Below are 13939 nucleotides of genomic sequence, written 5' to 3'. Positions count from 1 at the left end.
ATGGCGACGATCATGTTCGTCAGGCTCGAGATGTCGTTGCCGCCGCCGGTGCCCGGCAGCCGCGTCTTCGGGTGGGCCGGGTTGCCGATGTAGGACGAATTCAGGTTGCCGTACTTGTCGATCTGCGCGCCCCCCATGAAGCCGACGTCGACATGGCCGCGCTGCAGCAGCAGCAGCACGTCGGTGCTGCTCAGCACCATGTTGGCTCGCTTGGTGCAACGCTGTTCGTTGGTCGACGGCGGCAGCTTGCCCGGCTCGATGATCGGGCCCACCACGCCGCCCTCGAACAGAATCGTCAGGCCCGGGCAGCGCAGGCCCTGAGCCAGCGTCGCGGCCAGGAGCGGCACGCCCACGCCGGCAAAGACGACCTGCCCTTCGTTGAGCAGGCGCGCGCTCATGACGGCCAGGATCTCGCTGGCGGTGCAATCGGCGATCTCAGTCATTGAGCATGCTCCTTCCGCGGCGCGCCGCGTCCAGCAATTCGTCCAGACCCAGCAGGTTCAGGTAGTCGTTCCACGACTTCGGCTGCCGGATGTAGCGCTCGATGTAGTCCTGCATGGCGGCCACCGGGTCGGCGTTGACCAGCGAGGTGTAGTAGTCCATGTGCTTGAACAGCGGCTCGTAGACGTTGCTGCACTCGTGCGGCGCGCAGCCGTAGGGCACCTCGACCACGGCGTCGACGGCGAAGAACGGAATCTTGGTCTGGTCCGGGGAACGGCGGATCTGGTCATTCGAGACGATCCGCTCGGTCGTCAGGATCACGCGGGTGGCGGCCATGGCCAGGTCGATGTCCATGAACTGCAGGCCGTCCATCTGGGCATTGCCGTAGGCATCGCAGCGCTGCACGTGAATGATCGCCACGTCGGGATTCAAGGCCGGCACCAGCAGCACGTCTTCCTGGGTGAAGGGGCAGGTGATGGTTCGGGCTTCGGGCCGCAGCTCCAGCACGTCCGAGCCGAGCATCGAGCGCATCGGCAGGAAAGGCACCCCCATCGCTCCGGCGCGAAAGCGCATGCCCATGGCCAGGTGGCTCCACTCGTCGTAGCGCGCCTGCTTGCTCTCCACGTAGTGGCGCATGACCTTCGAGATGCCCCAGACGATGCCCTGGCTGAACCAGCTGGTGATGATGTGGTCCGAGACCCCCGAGGCGAACAGCAGGTCGCCTTCGCTCGAGACGATGCTGCGCGAGACCTGCAGATGCTTCTTGCGCTCGCGGATCAGCTGCCAGATCATCGCCGTCGGCGTGCGCGACAGCGTGCTGCCGCCGATGCCGACCTTGTCGCCGTCGTTGACCAGCGCGGCCGCATCCTCGAGCGACATGACTTTCTCTCGCAAGCTCCGGTCGCGCTGCGCGAGCTTGTTCCTCAGTTCGAGATAGGGTGTACCTTCCATATTGCCTCCTGCTTTCCCCACAGATCCTGTGGATGTGTTGACTACCGCTGTGCCCCTGTCTTCCCGTTGAACGCCTCGACGAGCGCGTCCCAGGCCGGCACCGACGCTTGCAGGCGGCCCCAGAAGGCGGGGTCCTTTCGAGCGTCGAACTGGTCCACGGAAATTCCTTGTTGCTCCACCCAGGTGAAATAGCCGAGGTTGAAGATCCTCTTGCGCTGCGAATGCGTGAGTTCCAGCAGGTGGTCGTCCTCGATGCCGCCCAGATGGCGCGCGAAAAGCTCGCCGGCATGGACCTCGTCGAAGCCCTGCGCATAGTGGCGCTGCACATAGCGCTGGCGTTCGCTGGCGTACATCGGCGCGCTGTCGGTGGCCACGGTGACGATGGCATCGTCGGGGCCGAGGTCAAAGTGCTTCGCCACCTTGATCGCGGCGACCACGTTGGCCCAGCCCGAGATGCCGATGGCCGCCAGCGCCTCGACACACGCCGGGTCGAGCTTCTGGCGCTGCACCAGATAGCGCTTGCCGACCTCCGAATTGAACAGCTGGTTCAGCGCGTCCGAGCTGCGGTCCGACACGCCGACGGCGACGTCGGTGTTCATGACGTTGTGGATCAGCGGAATGTGCTTGTCGCCGATGCCCTGGATGTTGTGTTCGCCGTAGCCGTTCTCCAGCAGGGTCGGGCACTCGCTGGCCTCGACGGCGACGATGCGCGCGCCGTGGCGCTGCTTGAGATAGTCGCCGGCGGCCAGGGTGCCGGCCGAGCCGGTCGCCGACACGAAGGCCGCCAGCCGCAGCGCGGGCGCATCGGCCTGCAGCGCGGCGAACAGGCGCTCCATCGCGCGACCCGTGCAGTGATGGTGGACGATGTAGTTCCCGAACTCGGAGAACTGGTTCAGGATCACGTTGTCCGGGACCGCTGCGAGCGCGGCGCAGCGGTCGTAGATCTCCTTGACGTTGCTTTCCGTGCCCGGCGTGCGGACGATGTCTTCCGGCGCCGCCACCCAGCGCTCCAGCCAGTCGAAGCGCTCCCTGCTCATGCCGGCGGGCAGCACCGCGATGCCGCGGCAACCGAGGATCCGCGAGATGGCGACGCCGCCGCGGCAGTAGTTTCCGGTCGACGGCCACACGGCCTTGTGCCGGCCTGGATCGAAGCGCCCCGTGACCAGGCGCGGCACCAGACAGCCGTAGGCCGCGAGCACCTTGTGCGCGCCGATCATCGGAAAGCGGTCGCCCAGCGCGATGACGATCCTGGTCTTGACGCCGGTCAGCGCCTCGGGCAGCACCAGGTGGCCCGGCACGCTGGCCGGGCCGCTTGCGGCGGCGTCGTTGAACCAGTGGACGCGCCACAGATTGGCCGGGTGGGGCTGTCCGGGATCGACCTGCGCCAGCGCGGCGAGGCGCTCGGGCGGAATCGTCTCGGGGTCGGCCAGCTGGCTCAGGGTCGGCAGCGCCACGCCGGCTTCGCGCAGGCAGGCGTGCGCCTTCGAGAGCGTCCGCTCATCGACCACTTCCGGCGAAATATTCAACTGGCTCATGACTCTCCTGGGCTGGCTCTGGCGACCAGTGCCTCGGCATCATATGATGCCATCAGCTGGTCGTCCTATTATTAGTATCTTATCAGCGAGTAAAGGCTCAGGCAAACAACGGCTCGTCGGTGAAAACCATGAGTCGGTGCACGACTCATCGATATACAGTAGTCCTATTGTTAGATAGATAGTTTGAGTGATTGCGCGACAGCTCGAATGCGCCGGCATCCCGCCGGACGATTCGTCCCCCACCTCTCTCTAAGGAGCGGAAGATGAAGCAAACCTGGCTGAGACCGAGTCTGGTCGCCGCGGCGGCGTGTTTTTCCGTCGCTGCGGCAGCCCAGTCCAACGTCATCAAGATCGGCGTCAACCAGCCGCTCACCGGTGTCGTGGCGGCGTCCGGCAACTTCGTGACGAGCGGCGCAAAGATCGCCGCCGACGAGATCAATGCGAAGGGCGGCATCAACGGCGCAAGGATCGAACTGGTGATCGAGGACAGCAAGAGCAATCCGACCGAGGCCGCCAACGCCACCGAGAAGCTGATCGTGCGCGACAAGGTCCCGGTCATCATGGGCGCGTGGAGTTCGACCTACACGCTGGCCGCGATGCCCAAGCTGATGGAATACAAGGTGCCGATGGTGGTCGAGACCTCGGGGGCCGACAAGATCACGACCTCGGGCAACCCCTACGTGTTTCGCATCTGCCCGACCAACGACATGGAAGCCAAGAGCTTTGCCCGCCATGTCGAGCCGCTCAAGATCAAGAAGGCCGATCTGCTGGTCGTGAACAACGACTGGGGCCGCGGCTCGGCCGAGTCCTTCCAGCGCATGCTGGAAGCCAAGGGCGTGAAGGTGGGCCGCGTGCTGACCATGGACGCCTCGGCGCAGGACATGACCTCCCAGTTGTCCCAGCTCAAGGCCACGGATGCCGACACCCTCTTCGTCACCACGGCGGTCGAGCAGCTCACCCTGGTGCTCAAGCAGGCGCAGTCGGTGGGCCTGAAGCGCCAGATCATCACGCTGGGCGGCTCGCAGAGTCCGGACCAGTTGATCGAGCACGCAGGGTCTGCAGCCGCGGGCACCATGCACAACATGATGTTCGCGCCCTGGACGCCCGACGCCTCGGCCGATCCGGCCACCGCCAGGGCGTTCATCGCGGAGTGGAACAAGCGCAAGCACGACAAGGCCGGCCTGACCGAAGGCTTCCGCGGCTATGACGGCATCCGCACCATCGCCGCGGCCGTCACCAAGGCCGGCGCCGCCGACCCGGAAAAGATCCGCGCGGCGCTGTGGGACATCGAGCTGACCGGCCTGACCGGCAAGATCAAGTTCGAGAAGGTCGGCCCCTCGGGCCGCGAGAGCGGCCAGAGCACGCCGAACACCTACCTCGTGAAGATCGACAACGACAAGATCGGCATCGTCAACTAGCCGGCTGTATCGCCGTATCGCGCCCGGGCCGACAGTCGCCTCGACGACGGCGCAGTCCGGGCGTGGCCCCGTGGGTCGTGGAATCAGCGCTTTCCGCGAAACGTTTCGTTCTTCCAGCGCGTGCGAGAAACCAAGTGGACCAACTCATCCAGCACATAGCCAATGCGCTGATCCTCGGAGGCACCTATGCGCTCCTGGGGATCGGCCTCACCCTGATCCTCGGGATCATGAAAGTCGTCAACTTCACGCATGGCGAGCTCTATGCGTTCGGCGGCTTCATGGCCTACTACTTCGTGTCCAGCCTCGGATGGAATTTCTTCCTGGCGATGGGCATGGCGATCATGCTGGGCATCCTGCTCGGCGCGCTGATCGAGCGCATCTTCCTGCGCCGCATGCGCAGCGCCGACATCGACTCGACCATGGTGGTCATGATCGGGTGCTGGATCGCCATGCAGAACATCGCGCTGCTGGTCTGGGGCGGCGTCGCCAAGTCGGTGCCGACGCCCTTTCCGACCGAGCCGCTGGTCATCGGCCCGGTGTCGATCTCCTGGCTGCGCCTGTTCGTGCTGGGCGCTGCGCTGCTGCTCATTCTCGCCACCTATGTGCTGATCCACCGCAGCCCCCTGGGCAAGGCGATGCGCGCCACTTTCCAGGACCGGGACACCGCCTCGCTGATGGGCGTCAACATCAACGCCATCTACACGGCCACCTTTGCGCTCGGCTCGGGCCTGGCCGCCGCCGCCGGTGCGCTGCTCGGACCGGTCTTCGTGGTCACCACCACGATGGGCAACACCGCCGCCCTGAAGGCCTTCGCCATCGTCATCCTGGGCGGCCTCGGCAGCATCCAGGGCGCGGCGATCGGCGGCTTCATCCTGGCCTTCGCGGAAGAGCTGGGCTCGGGCTACGTCTCGTCGGGCTACCGGGATGCGATGGGCTTCATCCTCATCATCCTGGTGCTCATGTTCAAACCTACCGGCCTGTTCTACGTACGCGGGGAGCGCATCGGATGAAAAACCTCAGAACCAGCCTGCTGCTCGTGGCGCTGCTCAGCGTGCCCCTCTGGGTCACCGACCAGTACTACCTGCACATCGTCATCACGACCGGCATCTTCATCATCGGGGCGATGAGCCTCAACCTGCTGCTCGGCTACACCGGTCAGCTGAGCCTGGGCCACATCGCCTTCTTCGGCATCGGCGCCTACACGAGCGCGCTGACCTCGCTGGGCTTCGACATCCCGGTCTTCTGGGGCGACGGACGCATCGTCCACACCCCCTGGCATCCAGTCATCGGCGTCCTGCTGGGCACTTTCGTGGCCGGCGTCTGCGGCTACATCGTGGGCAAGCTGTCGTTCAAGATCCGCGGCGCCTATTTCGTGATCGTGACGATCAGCTTCGCCGAAGTGGTGCGGCTGGTGGCGCTGAACTGGGTCGACCTCACGCAGGGGCCGCTGGCATTGAGCAACATTCCGCCGCTCGGCTTCAACTTGCCGCTGTTGGGCGAGAACGTGTTCTGGAGCAAGCTGCCGAACTACTACCTGGTGCTGGCGCTGGCCGTGATCGCCTACGTGCTGATCCGCCGCGTGGTTCATTCCCGCATGGGCAGGGCCATGATCGCGCTGCGCGAGAACGAGTCGCTGGCCACCTCGGTCGGCATCGACGTCACGCGCTACCTGGTGTTCGCCGCCGTGATGTCCGCAGCCCTGGCGGGCGCGGCAGGCAGCCTCTATGCGCACTACATCCGCATCATCGATCCGGACATCTTCCTGTTCATCTACACGGTGACGATGGTGATCATGGTGGTGACCGGCGGCAAGGGCACCCTGGCGGGACCGATCGTCGGCGGCGTCATCTTCGGCGTGCTGCCGGTCGGCCTGCGCGCGGTGGCCGCGCCCGAGGTGCAATGGGTGGTCTACGGCATCGTGATGGTGCTGATCGTCTTCTTCCTGCCGCGCGGCATCGTGCCGGCGGTGTGCGACTTCTGGGCCCGCAGGACCGGCGGCATCCAGCGCCACCAGCGCGCCACGCCGGCAGCGCCGGCGCAAGCCTCGCCACCCGAAGCGGCGGCCAAACTGAACGGCGCAGCCGGCTGACCATGCAAGCAACCATGAACCCCTCGATCCGACCCGCCACGGCGGCCACCCGGAGCGACAGGAAGATCCTGTCGATCGACCATGTCGCCGTGCATTTCGGCGGCCTGGTGGCCATCTCCGACATGAGTTTCCACGTCAACGAAGGCGAGCTGGTCAGCCTGATCGGCCCCAACGGCGCCGGCAAGACCACCGCCTTCAACGTGGTGACCGGCTTCCTGCGCCCGACCAAGGGCGAGGTGCACTTCCGCGACGTCGCGCTGCACAGGCTCAAGCCTCACGAAGTGGCCGGTGTGGGCCTGGTGCGCACCTTCCAGAAGACCAGCCTGTTCACCACCAACACGGTGTTCGAGAACGTGCTGACCGGCTTGCACCGCCACGGCAACGCCTCCGCCTGGTCCACCCTGCTGGCACTGCCGGGCATGCGCCGCGAGGAGGCCCGGCTGCGCGAAGCCGTCTGGGAGACGCTCGACTTCGTCGGCATCGCGCACCGGGCCAATGAACTCGGCGGCTCGCTGCCCTACGGCGAACAGCGCCTGCTGGGCGTGGCCGTGGCATTGGCGGCCAACCCGACGCTGCTGCTGCTCGACGAGCCGGCCGCCGGCATGAACCCCTCGGAGACCGGCGACTTCATGGCGCTGCTGGCCCGGATCCGCCAGCGCGGCATCTCGATCCTGCTGGTGGAACACGACATGCCGCTCGTGATGGGGGTCTCCGACCGCATCGTGGTGCTCAACTACGGCAAGATCATCGCCGACGGGTCGCCCGCCGAGATCCAGGCCAATCCGGAAGTCATTCGCGCCTACCTCGGCCAGGGGATCAAGCATGCTTGAGATCGACAACATCGTCTGCCGCTACGGCAAGGTCGAGGCCATCAAGGGCGTCTCGCTGAAGGTCCGCAAGGGCGAACTGGTGACGGTGATCGGCGCCAACGGCGCCGGCAAGTCGTCCACCCTGAAAGCCATCTCGGGCCTGTTGCCGCCGGCCAGCGGCACCATTCGATTCGAAGGCGTGGACATCACGCGGGCCACGCCGCAGCGCATCCTGTCGATGGGCATCGCCCACTGCCCGGAAGGCCGACGCGTCTTTCCGCAGATGACCATCCAGGAGAACCTCGAGATGGGCGCCTACCGCCGCAAGGACAAGTCGGGCATCACGGCCGACATGGCGCGCATGTTCGACAACTTCCCGAAGCTCGCCGAACGGCGCTACCAGATGGCCGGCACGCTGTCCGGTGGCGAACAGCAGATGCTCGCCATCGGCCGCGCGCTGATGTCCCGGCCCAAGCTCGTGATGTTCGACGAGCCGTCGCTGGGCCTGGCGCCGAACATCGTCGAGAAGACCTTCGAGATCATCCAGAAGGTGCGCGCCGACGGCGCCACGGTGCTGATGGTCGAGCAGAACGCCTATGCCGCACTGGACATGTGCGACCGCGCCTACCTGTACGAGTCAGGCTCGTTGGCATTGGAGGGGACGGGCAAGGACATGATCCACGACCCCCACGTGCGCAAGGCCTACCTGGGGGGCTGATCCGGGGCCGGACATCCATCCGGCGGCGCAATGCGCACGAAGATGTCCTTGCCGATGATCTTCACGGGGAACACCGCGATCGCCTCGGTCGCGGGACGGCAGAGGGCCTGGCCGGTTCGGATGTCGAAGCGCGCCTGGTGCAGCGGGCACTCGATCTCGCAACCATCGAGATAGCCTTCGGAGAGATGGGCGCGCTCGTGCGAACAGATGTCTTGCGTGGCGTGCACCTCGCCATCGATCCTGTAGAGGGCGACCGGCCGGCCGCCCGCGTGGACACCCCTCGCCTCGCCCTCCGCCACCTCGTCGACGCCGGCGGCGCGCTCCCAGCCTCGGCCCGGTCGTTGCTCGTCCATGGCGGGCCTCAGATCGGGTAGACGATCGAGTTCGGAACCAGCTCGCTGTCGAAGACGCAGATGCGCTCCCTGAACTTCAGCCGGCCCTCCTCGCTGACGATGGTGTCGATGTAGCGCCCGGTGTTGAAGACCTCCGAGAAGGCGTCGAGCTTGGTGCGCAGCACGACGTAGTTGGCCTCGGCATGGATCACGCCCTCCTTGCTGCCGAGGATCCTCGGAGCGCCCACGACGTGGCGCTGCATGTAGGGTGCGTGGTAGATGGTCTCGTTCATGCCGTAGACGCGGTCCTTCAGCATGGCCTTGCTTTCGAGCGCCAGCGCCGACATCTTCAGGCCGGCGTCGAAGTTCTCGCGCGAGACGATGCGGTACATGCATTCGTCGGTGAAGAAATCGGGCCACTCCTGGTACTGGGTGTCGTCCACGCAGCGGACGTAGTCGGTGTAGAGGTCCTGCACCGCAAATCGGGTCGTCGCATCCATCTTCAGATCTCCATCACTTTGCGGTAGTACTCGTACATGCCCCGGATCAAGGTCTCCGAGATATGGGTGTCGGTGTCGGCGACCTCGCGCCCGCCCAGTTCGCACAGCGACTCCGCCTCTGCGTTCTGCGATACGCCCTCCTCCACCAGCCCGATGATCTCGCTGTCGTCCACCGAGACGAAGCCCGCCGGTCCGAACAGGTTGGCCTGGCGCAGCCGGCGCTGCGTCATCTCCGGCGAGTCGTCGGCGAACCCCAGGTGGGTCCAGATGTAGTCGAAACTGCGCGGGCCGCGCGGGATCACCTGGCGCACGGCGACCGAGTTGATCTGCTGCTGCATGATCACGCTCGGGAAGATGCTCTGGATGACTGCGGTCGGGCCGTTCCACCACGGCTCGGTCTCGACATCGAGGAAGCGGCCGTCGTTGAGCGCCATGTTCTCGCGATAGCTGCTGACGCCGGAGGTCGCCTCGCCCTTGCCGCCTTCATTTCGCACGGTGACCATGGCCGAGTGGCGATGCAGGTCGTCCATGACGTTGGCGGATTCATTGTCGGCACGCCACAGGCCGTAGTTGACGAACCAGGTGTGCAACAGGCCCGGGTGGTAGCAGTCCTTGAGGTTCTCGTGGATCAGCTTCCAGTTGCCCGGCACGCGCTGGCGGTTGTAGCCCAGGACCTTCAATTCGCGGCCGTCGAACACGCGGTCGAAGTACTTGAGCATGGCGGGGCCCAGGAACTCCTCGAAGCCCGGCACCTCCGGATGGAAGCTCGCGAACACCACGCCGTGGCGCACCGCGACCTGGAGCCTGGTCAGGCCATGGTTTTCACGCTTGAAATCGGCGGGCATCCCGCCTTTGCCCTTGAGGCCGCGCATGAAGGGCACGCCGAGCAGGTTTCCCTTCAGGTCGTAGCTCCACTGGTGGTAGGGACAGATGAAGTCCTTGCGGTTGCCCGTGTGCGCCTGGCAGAACTGTGCCCCGCGGTGGGCGCAGCGGTTCTCGACCACGTTGACGCTGCCGTCCTCGTCGCGCACGACGATCACCGAGCGTTCGCCGATCCAGCTGCGCTTGTAGTCACCCGGGCGCGGGATCTCGGACGTGAGCGCCACGTAGTTCCAGTGCGGGCCATTGAAGATCCGCTCCTGCTCGCGGCGGTAGATCTCCGGGTCGGTGTAGAGCCAGAACGGCATGCGCGACGAGCCGGGCCGGTGCCAGTGGCGTACGAAGGAAATGGGTTGAGGACTGTTCATCGTGTGCTCCTTGGAATGCATCGGCGTGGGTTCAGGAACTCAGGCCAGCCACATCGGCATCGCCTGCGCCAGCGCGCCGGCGCTCTCGGTGCGGGCACCGTTCAGCGCGAAGCCGCGCAACTGTCCGGCTTCGTCGCGAAACAGCGACTGCACGCCGCTGGCATCGGACTCGGTGTGCCACTGGCCCGACACGTCGATCGGCGGCGGGCACACCACGGACGGACAGGCCGGCGTCTTGACCACCACCGGCATCGCTGGATAGCGCACCATGGCGGCCTCGCCTGCCAGGTTGGCGGCAACCACCTTGGCGGCCGGTCCGATGGGTGCGATGTAGGGAAGCCACAGGCCATCCACCTGCGCGCAGTCGCCCAGTGCGTAGACATGCGGATCGCTGGTGTGCAAGCCGGCATCGACGCTGATGCCGTGCGCCACAGCCAGACCGGCTGCACGCGCCAGCGCGGTGCGCGGGCACAGGCCGATGGCCGACAGCACGAGGTCGGCGTCGAAGGCGTCCCCGTTGGTGCACAGGATGCGCACGCCCTCGCCCTTCGCCTCGATGCGTTCGACGCCGGTGCCGAGATGCCAATCCACGCCGGCTCGCTGTAGCGCTTCGTGCAGGCAGCGGGCGTTCGCATCCGGCAGCAGGCGGCGGAGCGGCAGGCCGGCGATATCCACCACCTTGACCGCAAAGCCGGCATGCACCAGGTCATTGGCGAACTCGCAGCCGATCAGGCCGGCGCCGAGGATGGCGACCACCTTGCGGCCTCCTGCCGCCGCGCGAAAGCGCCGGTAGTCGCAGAGGTCGTTGACGCTGAGCACATGCGCCAGCGACTGCGCATCCAACGCAAGGCGCACCGGTTCGGCGCCCAGGGCCAGGACCAGGCGGTCGTAGCCGAGCCGGCCCCTGGAGGTTTGAAGCAGGCGGGCGGCCAGGTCCAGCTGCGTCACCCGCGTGTCGCGCCATACCTCGCCCTGGATCTGCGCGGCCATGGCCTCGGCGCTGCGCGAACTCAGCGCCGCCACGGGCGCGCCGAGACGAAAGGCTTCGGACAGCGTGGGCTTGGAATAGAAGTGGCCGTCGTCCGCCGTGACCACGACCAGGCGGGCCGTCTTGTCGCGCTTGCGGACTTCGCGCGCCACCGAGTAACCGGCGAGTCCGCTCCCGACGATGACGATGGACTGCATGCGACCTCCTCCAGGCACTGCCTTGATGTCTTGCGCGTCGGACGGCACCGCCGCGCTGTCCTTGTCAAAAATGTAGGCGGCCGCATACCATACGTAAATCGCACGAGGTCGATTCATGGTATTCAAGAAAATAGATATTGCAGATCTCGACCTGAAGCTGCTGGTGGCCTTCGAAGCGGTGCTGATACAGCGCAGCGTCACGGCCGCGGCGGACCGCATCGGCCTCAGCCAGCCGGCCATGAGCACCTGCCTGGGCAAGCTGCGCAAGGTGCTGAACGACCCGCTGTTCGTGCGCACCTCGCGCGGCATGGAGCCGACGCCCTTCGCCATGGAACTGGCGGAGCCGATCCGCCACGCCTTGCATCTGATCCGCCAGACCCTGAACCACGACAAGCATTTCGACGCCGCCACGTCGACTCGCACCTTCCGGATCATCATGACCGACATCGGCGAACGGGTCTTCCTGCCGGGGCTGCTGCAGCGGCTCAGCGAGGTCGCGCCGGGCGTCAACCTGCACACCGTGCAGCTCCCGATGAAGGAGATGCGCGAGGCGCTGGAATCGGGCGAGATGGACCTGGCGGTCGGCTTCATTCCGGACCTGGCCGCCGGCTACTACCAGCAGCGGCTGTACAACCGCTCCTATGTCTGCGTGGCCCGCAGCGACCATCCGGTCATCGGCCGCACGCTGAGCCTCAAGCAGTACCTGGCGGCATCGCACGCCATCGTGTCGGCGCCCGGCACCGGCCATGACGTGGTGGAGCGGGTGCTGAGCGAGAAGGGCTACACACGCAGGGTGGCGCTTCACGTCACCCATTTCCTGGCCATCCCGCTGATCGTGGCCAACACCGACCTGGTCGTGACGATCCCGACCATGCTGGCCGAGTCCTATCTGCCGACCAGCAACATCAAGCTGCTGACCCCGCCGCTGAAGATGCCGGTCTACGCCATCAAGCAGTATTGGCACGAGCGTTTCCACGAAGACCCGGCCAACCGCTGGCTGCGCGAGCTGTTCAGCGATTTGTTCACGGACTGACGGGGTGCGCTGCCTGGCCTCCGCCGCATCATGGTGTTAAGATTCTATTAATAGAACCTTTACATCGGACTGCGAACGAAGGAGTACGCATGGTCAGCATCACCTACATCGAACCGTCAGGCCAGGCGCTGACACTGGAACTGGCCGAGGGCTGGAGCCTCATGCAGGGCGCGGTGGCCCACGGGGTCGACGGCATCATCGGCGAATGCGGCGGCTCCTGCGTCTGCGCCACCTGCCATTGCTACGTGGACATGGATCGCCTGACGCAGCTGGCGCCGCCGAGCGAAGAGGAAGGCGAGCTCCTGGCATGCGCGGCCGCCGAGCGCAAGGCCAACAGCCGGCTGGCATGCCAGATCAAGGCCAGCCCCGCGCTGGAGGGCCTGGTCGTGACGATCGCGCCCTTGCAGGGCCTCGGCGTGTGATGAAGCACATCGTGATCGTCGGCGCCGGCCAGGCCGGGCTCCAGGCCGCCGAGACGCTGCGCGCCGGCGGCTTCGATGCGCCGATCACCCTGCTGGGCGACGAGGCGCACCTGCCCTACCACCGCCCTCCGCTCTCCAAGGCCTGGCTGGCCGGCAGCCTGGGCGCGGACCAGTTGGCGATGCGCACCGCGGCGGCGCTGGAACGCAAGAAGATCGCCGTGCGGACCGGTGCCAAGGTCGTCTCCATCGATACGGCGGGACGGTCCGTCGCCCTGGCCGACGGCAGCCGCCTCGGCTATTCGGGCCTGCTGCTGGCCACCGGCGCCACGCCCCGGACCCTGCCCTGCGCCGCGGCGGCGGCCGGCGCCGTGTGCGTGCTGCGCTCGCGCGACGATGCCGATGCGATTTCCGCACGCCTCTCGCGTTGTGCGCAGCGCGGCCTTGCGCTGGTCGTGGTCGGTGGCGGCTTCATCGGCCTCGAAGTCGCCGCGACCGCGCGCGCGCTCGGCGTGGCCGTGACCATCCTCGAAGCCGCGCCGCGCCTGCTCGAACGGGTGCTCGCCCAGCCCCTGTCCGACTGGTATGCACGGCTGCACCTGGGCCATGGCGCACGGGTGGTTCTGGATGCCCGCATCGGCGGCATCGAGGCCGCGGCCGACGACACGGTCGAAGTGCGCCTCGCCGACGGGCGCATCTTTCCCGCCGGGCTGGTGCTGGTCGGCATCGGCGTCGACGCCAACGATACCCTGGCGCGCGATGCCGGCATCGAGTGCGCTTCGGGCATCGTCGTCGATGCCCATGGCCGCACCTCGGCGCCGGGCGTCACGGCAGCAGGCGACTGCACGATCCGGCGACTCGACAATGGCGAGTTGCTGCGTCTCGAGTCGGTGCAGAACGCCGTCGAGCAAGGCCGCGCCGCCGCCTCCACCTTGCTGGGGCTGGACCGCCCCTTCGCGGGCACGCCCTGGTTCTGGTCGGACCAGCACGGCAGGAAGCTGCAGATCGCCGGCCTCTCGCGCGGCGCCGACGGCTGGACGGTGCGCGGCGACATGCAGGGCGACGGCTTCTCGGTCTTCCACTACCGCGACGCGCGTCTGATCGCGGTGGATTCGATCGACGCCGCACGCGATCACCTGGTCGCGCGCAAGCTGCTTGCGGCCGGCGCCTCGCCGACCCCTGCGCAGGCGGCCGACCTCGCGCTCGACCTCGCGACGCTGATCGCCGGCGCCTGACAGGCGCCACGCGACAAGGGCCTTCGA

Annotated in this window: 15 protein-coding genes; 8 read left to right on the top strand and 7 right to left on the bottom strand. The window is 66.6% G+C overall.

The genetic code is table 11. The features are described 5' to 3' along the window. The 3 genes from AC1DYK_RS29250 to AC1DYK_RS29240 all read right to left on the bottom strand — a co-directional run. The coding region (locus AC1DYK_RS29250) for a CoA-transferase (protein ID WP_478169491.1) at nucleotides 1-443 on the bottom strand (443 nt) is incomplete at its 3' end. Beyond that, the gene (locus tag AC1DYK_RS29245; RefSeq protein WP_478091822.1) at nucleotides 436-1392 is read right to left on the bottom strand and encodes a CoA transferase subunit A; all 957 of its coding nucleotides are present in this window, start codon (nucleotides 1390-1392) and stop codon (nucleotides 436-438) included. The genes AC1DYK_RS29245 and AC1DYK_RS29250, both read right to left, overlap by 8 nt. Nucleotides 1393-1433: 41 nt before the next feature. Beyond that, entirely contained in the window at nucleotides 1434-2927 is a 1494-nt protein-coding gene (locus tag AC1DYK_RS29240) for a pyridoxal-phosphate dependent enzyme (protein WP_478169490.1), read from the bottom strand. Between the two features lie 263 nt (nucleotides 2928-3190). Here AC1DYK_RS29240 and AC1DYK_RS29235 point away from each other — a divergent pair, with 263 nt between their 5' ends. From AC1DYK_RS29235 to AC1DYK_RS29215, 5 genes are all read left to right on the top strand, one after another. Beyond that, a complete protein-coding gene (locus AC1DYK_RS29235) occupies nucleotides 3191-4345 on the top strand; it encodes an ABC transporter substrate-binding protein (RefSeq protein WP_478169489.1) in 1155 nt (384 codons plus the stop codon). A 134-nt stretch (nucleotides 4346-4479) separates the two neighbouring features. Next, nucleotides 4480-5355, top strand: coding sequence for a branched-chain amino acid ABC transporter permease (locus tag AC1DYK_RS29230; RefSeq protein ID WP_478091827.1), 876 nt, complete (start codon nucleotides 4480-4482; stop codon nucleotides 5353-5355). Then, nucleotides 5352-6434, top strand: coding sequence for a branched-chain amino acid ABC transporter permease (locus AC1DYK_RS29225; protein ID WP_478169488.1), 1083 nt, complete (start codon nucleotides 5352-5354; stop codon nucleotides 6432-6434). Before AC1DYK_RS29230 ends, AC1DYK_RS29225 begins: the two co-directional genes overlap by 4 nt. Before the next feature lie 14 nt (nucleotides 6435-6448). After that, the gene (locus AC1DYK_RS29220) at nucleotides 6449-7264 is read left to right on the top strand and encodes an ABC transporter ATP-binding protein (protein ID WP_478169487.1); all 816 of its coding nucleotides are present in this window, start codon (nucleotides 6449-6451) and stop codon (nucleotides 7262-7264) included. Further along, entirely contained in the window at nucleotides 7257-7961 is a 705-nt protein-coding gene (locus AC1DYK_RS29215) for an ABC transporter ATP-binding protein (protein WP_478169486.1), read from the top strand. The genes AC1DYK_RS29220 and AC1DYK_RS29215 overlap by 8 nt, the downstream gene beginning before the upstream one ends. On the opposite strand, the gene AC1DYK_RS29210 is transcribed toward AC1DYK_RS29215, so the two are convergent. Genes AC1DYK_RS29210 through AC1DYK_RS29195 form a run of 4 tightly spaced genes read right to left on the bottom strand, consistent with a single transcriptional unit; the run spans nucleotide 7946 to nucleotide 11225 of the window. Continuing rightward, nucleotides 7946-8314, bottom strand: coding sequence for a non-heme iron oxygenase ferredoxin subunit (locus AC1DYK_RS29210; protein ID WP_478169485.1), 369 nt, complete (start codon nucleotides 8312-8314; stop codon nucleotides 7946-7948). The two genes, AC1DYK_RS29215 and AC1DYK_RS29210, sit on opposite strands and share 16 nt — an antisense overlap. A gap of 8 nt (nucleotides 8315-8322) precedes the next feature. Further along, nucleotides 8323-8793, bottom strand: a complete 471-nt coding sequence (locus tag AC1DYK_RS29205) for an aromatic-ring-hydroxylating dioxygenase subunit beta (RefSeq protein WP_478169484.1) — start codon at nucleotides 8791-8793, stop codon at nucleotides 8323-8325. A gap of 2 nt (nucleotides 8794-8795) precedes the next feature. Beyond that, nucleotides 8796-10040, bottom strand: coding sequence for an aromatic ring-hydroxylating oxygenase subunit alpha (locus tag AC1DYK_RS29200; RefSeq protein WP_478169483.1), 1245 nt, complete (start codon nucleotides 10038-10040; stop codon nucleotides 8796-8798). Between the two features lie 39 nt (nucleotides 10041-10079). Next, the gene (locus tag AC1DYK_RS29195) at nucleotides 10080-11225 is read right to left on the bottom strand and encodes an NAD(P)/FAD-dependent oxidoreductase (protein WP_478169482.1); all 1146 of its coding nucleotides are present in this window, start codon (nucleotides 11223-11225) and stop codon (nucleotides 10080-10082) included. Nucleotides 11226-11340: 115 nt separating this feature from the next. Here AC1DYK_RS29195 and AC1DYK_RS29190 point away from each other — a divergent pair, with 115 nt between their 5' ends. The 3 genes from AC1DYK_RS29190 to AC1DYK_RS29180 all read left to right on the top strand — a co-directional run bounded on the left by AC1DYK_RS29190 (nucleotide 11341) and on the right by AC1DYK_RS29180 (nucleotide 13912). Then, the gene (locus AC1DYK_RS29190) at nucleotides 11341-12258 is read left to right on the top strand and encodes a LysR family transcriptional regulator (protein ID WP_478169481.1); all 918 of its coding nucleotides are present in this window, start codon (nucleotides 11341-11343) and stop codon (nucleotides 12256-12258) included. 89 nt (nucleotides 12259-12347) lie between these two features. Beyond that, the gene (locus AC1DYK_RS29185) at nucleotides 12348-12680 is read left to right on the top strand and encodes a 2Fe-2S iron-sulfur cluster-binding protein (RefSeq protein WP_478169480.1); all 333 of its coding nucleotides are present in this window, start codon (nucleotides 12348-12350) and stop codon (nucleotides 12678-12680) included. After that, a complete protein-coding gene (locus AC1DYK_RS29180; protein WP_478169479.1) occupies nucleotides 12680-13912 on the top strand; it encodes an NAD(P)/FAD-dependent oxidoreductase in 1233 nt (410 codons plus the stop codon). The genes AC1DYK_RS29185 and AC1DYK_RS29180 overlap by 1 nt, the downstream gene beginning before the upstream one ends. The last annotated feature ends 27 nt before the right edge of the window (nucleotides 13913-13939 follow it).

Source organism: Variovorax sp. P2_H12 (genome assembly GCF_056403395.1).
Note: the sequence above shows the minus strand (reverse complement) of the source record. Positions and strands in the feature narration are given on the sequence as shown.

Coding starts and splice junctions, on each gene's coding strand:
- AC1DYK_RS29245 (WP_478091822.1), bottom strand. CDS start 1,392: ATGGAAGGTACACCCTATCTCGAACTGAGGAACAAGCTCGCGCAGCGC.
- AC1DYK_RS29240 (WP_478169490.1), bottom strand. CDS start 2,927: ATGAGCCAGTTGAATATTTCGCCGGAAGTGGTCGATGAGCGGACGCTC.
- AC1DYK_RS29235 (WP_478169489.1), top strand. CDS start 3,191: ATGAAGCAAACCTGGCTGAGACCGAGTCTGGTCGCCGCGGCGGCGTGT.
- AC1DYK_RS29225 (WP_478169488.1), top strand. CDS start 5,352: ATGAAAAACCTCAGAACCAGCCTGCTGCTCGTGGCGCTGCTCAGCGTG.
- AC1DYK_RS29220 (WP_478169487.1), top strand. CDS start 6,449: ATGAACCCCTCGATCCGACCCGCCACGGCGGCCACCCGGAGCGACAGG.
- AC1DYK_RS29215 (WP_478169486.1), top strand. CDS start 7,257: ATGCTTGAGATCGACAACATCGTCTGCCGCTACGGCAAGGTCGAGGCC.
- AC1DYK_RS29210 (WP_478169485.1), bottom strand. CDS start 8,314: ATGGACGAGCAACGACCGGGCCGAGGCTGGGAGCGCGCCGCCGGCGTC.
- AC1DYK_RS29205 (WP_478169484.1), bottom strand. CDS start 8,793: ATGGATGCGACGACCCGATTTGCGGTGCAGGACCTCTACACCGACTAC.
- AC1DYK_RS29200 (WP_478169483.1), bottom strand. CDS start 10,040: ATGAACAGTCCTCAACCCATTTCCTTCGTACGCCACTGGCACCGGCCC.
- AC1DYK_RS29195 (WP_478169482.1), bottom strand. CDS start 11,225: ATGCAGTCCATCGTCATCGTCGGGAGCGGACTCGCCGGTTACTCGGTG.
- AC1DYK_RS29190 (WP_478169481.1), top strand. CDS start 11,341: ATGGTATTCAAGAAAATAGATATTGCAGATCTCGACCTGAAGCTGCTG.
- AC1DYK_RS29185 (WP_478169480.1), top strand. CDS start 12,348: ATGGTCAGCATCACCTACATCGAACCGTCAGGCCAGGCGCTGACACTG.
- AC1DYK_RS29180 (WP_478169479.1), top strand. CDS start 12,680: ATGAAGCACATCGTGATCGTCGGCGCCGGCCAGGCCGGGCTCCAGGCC.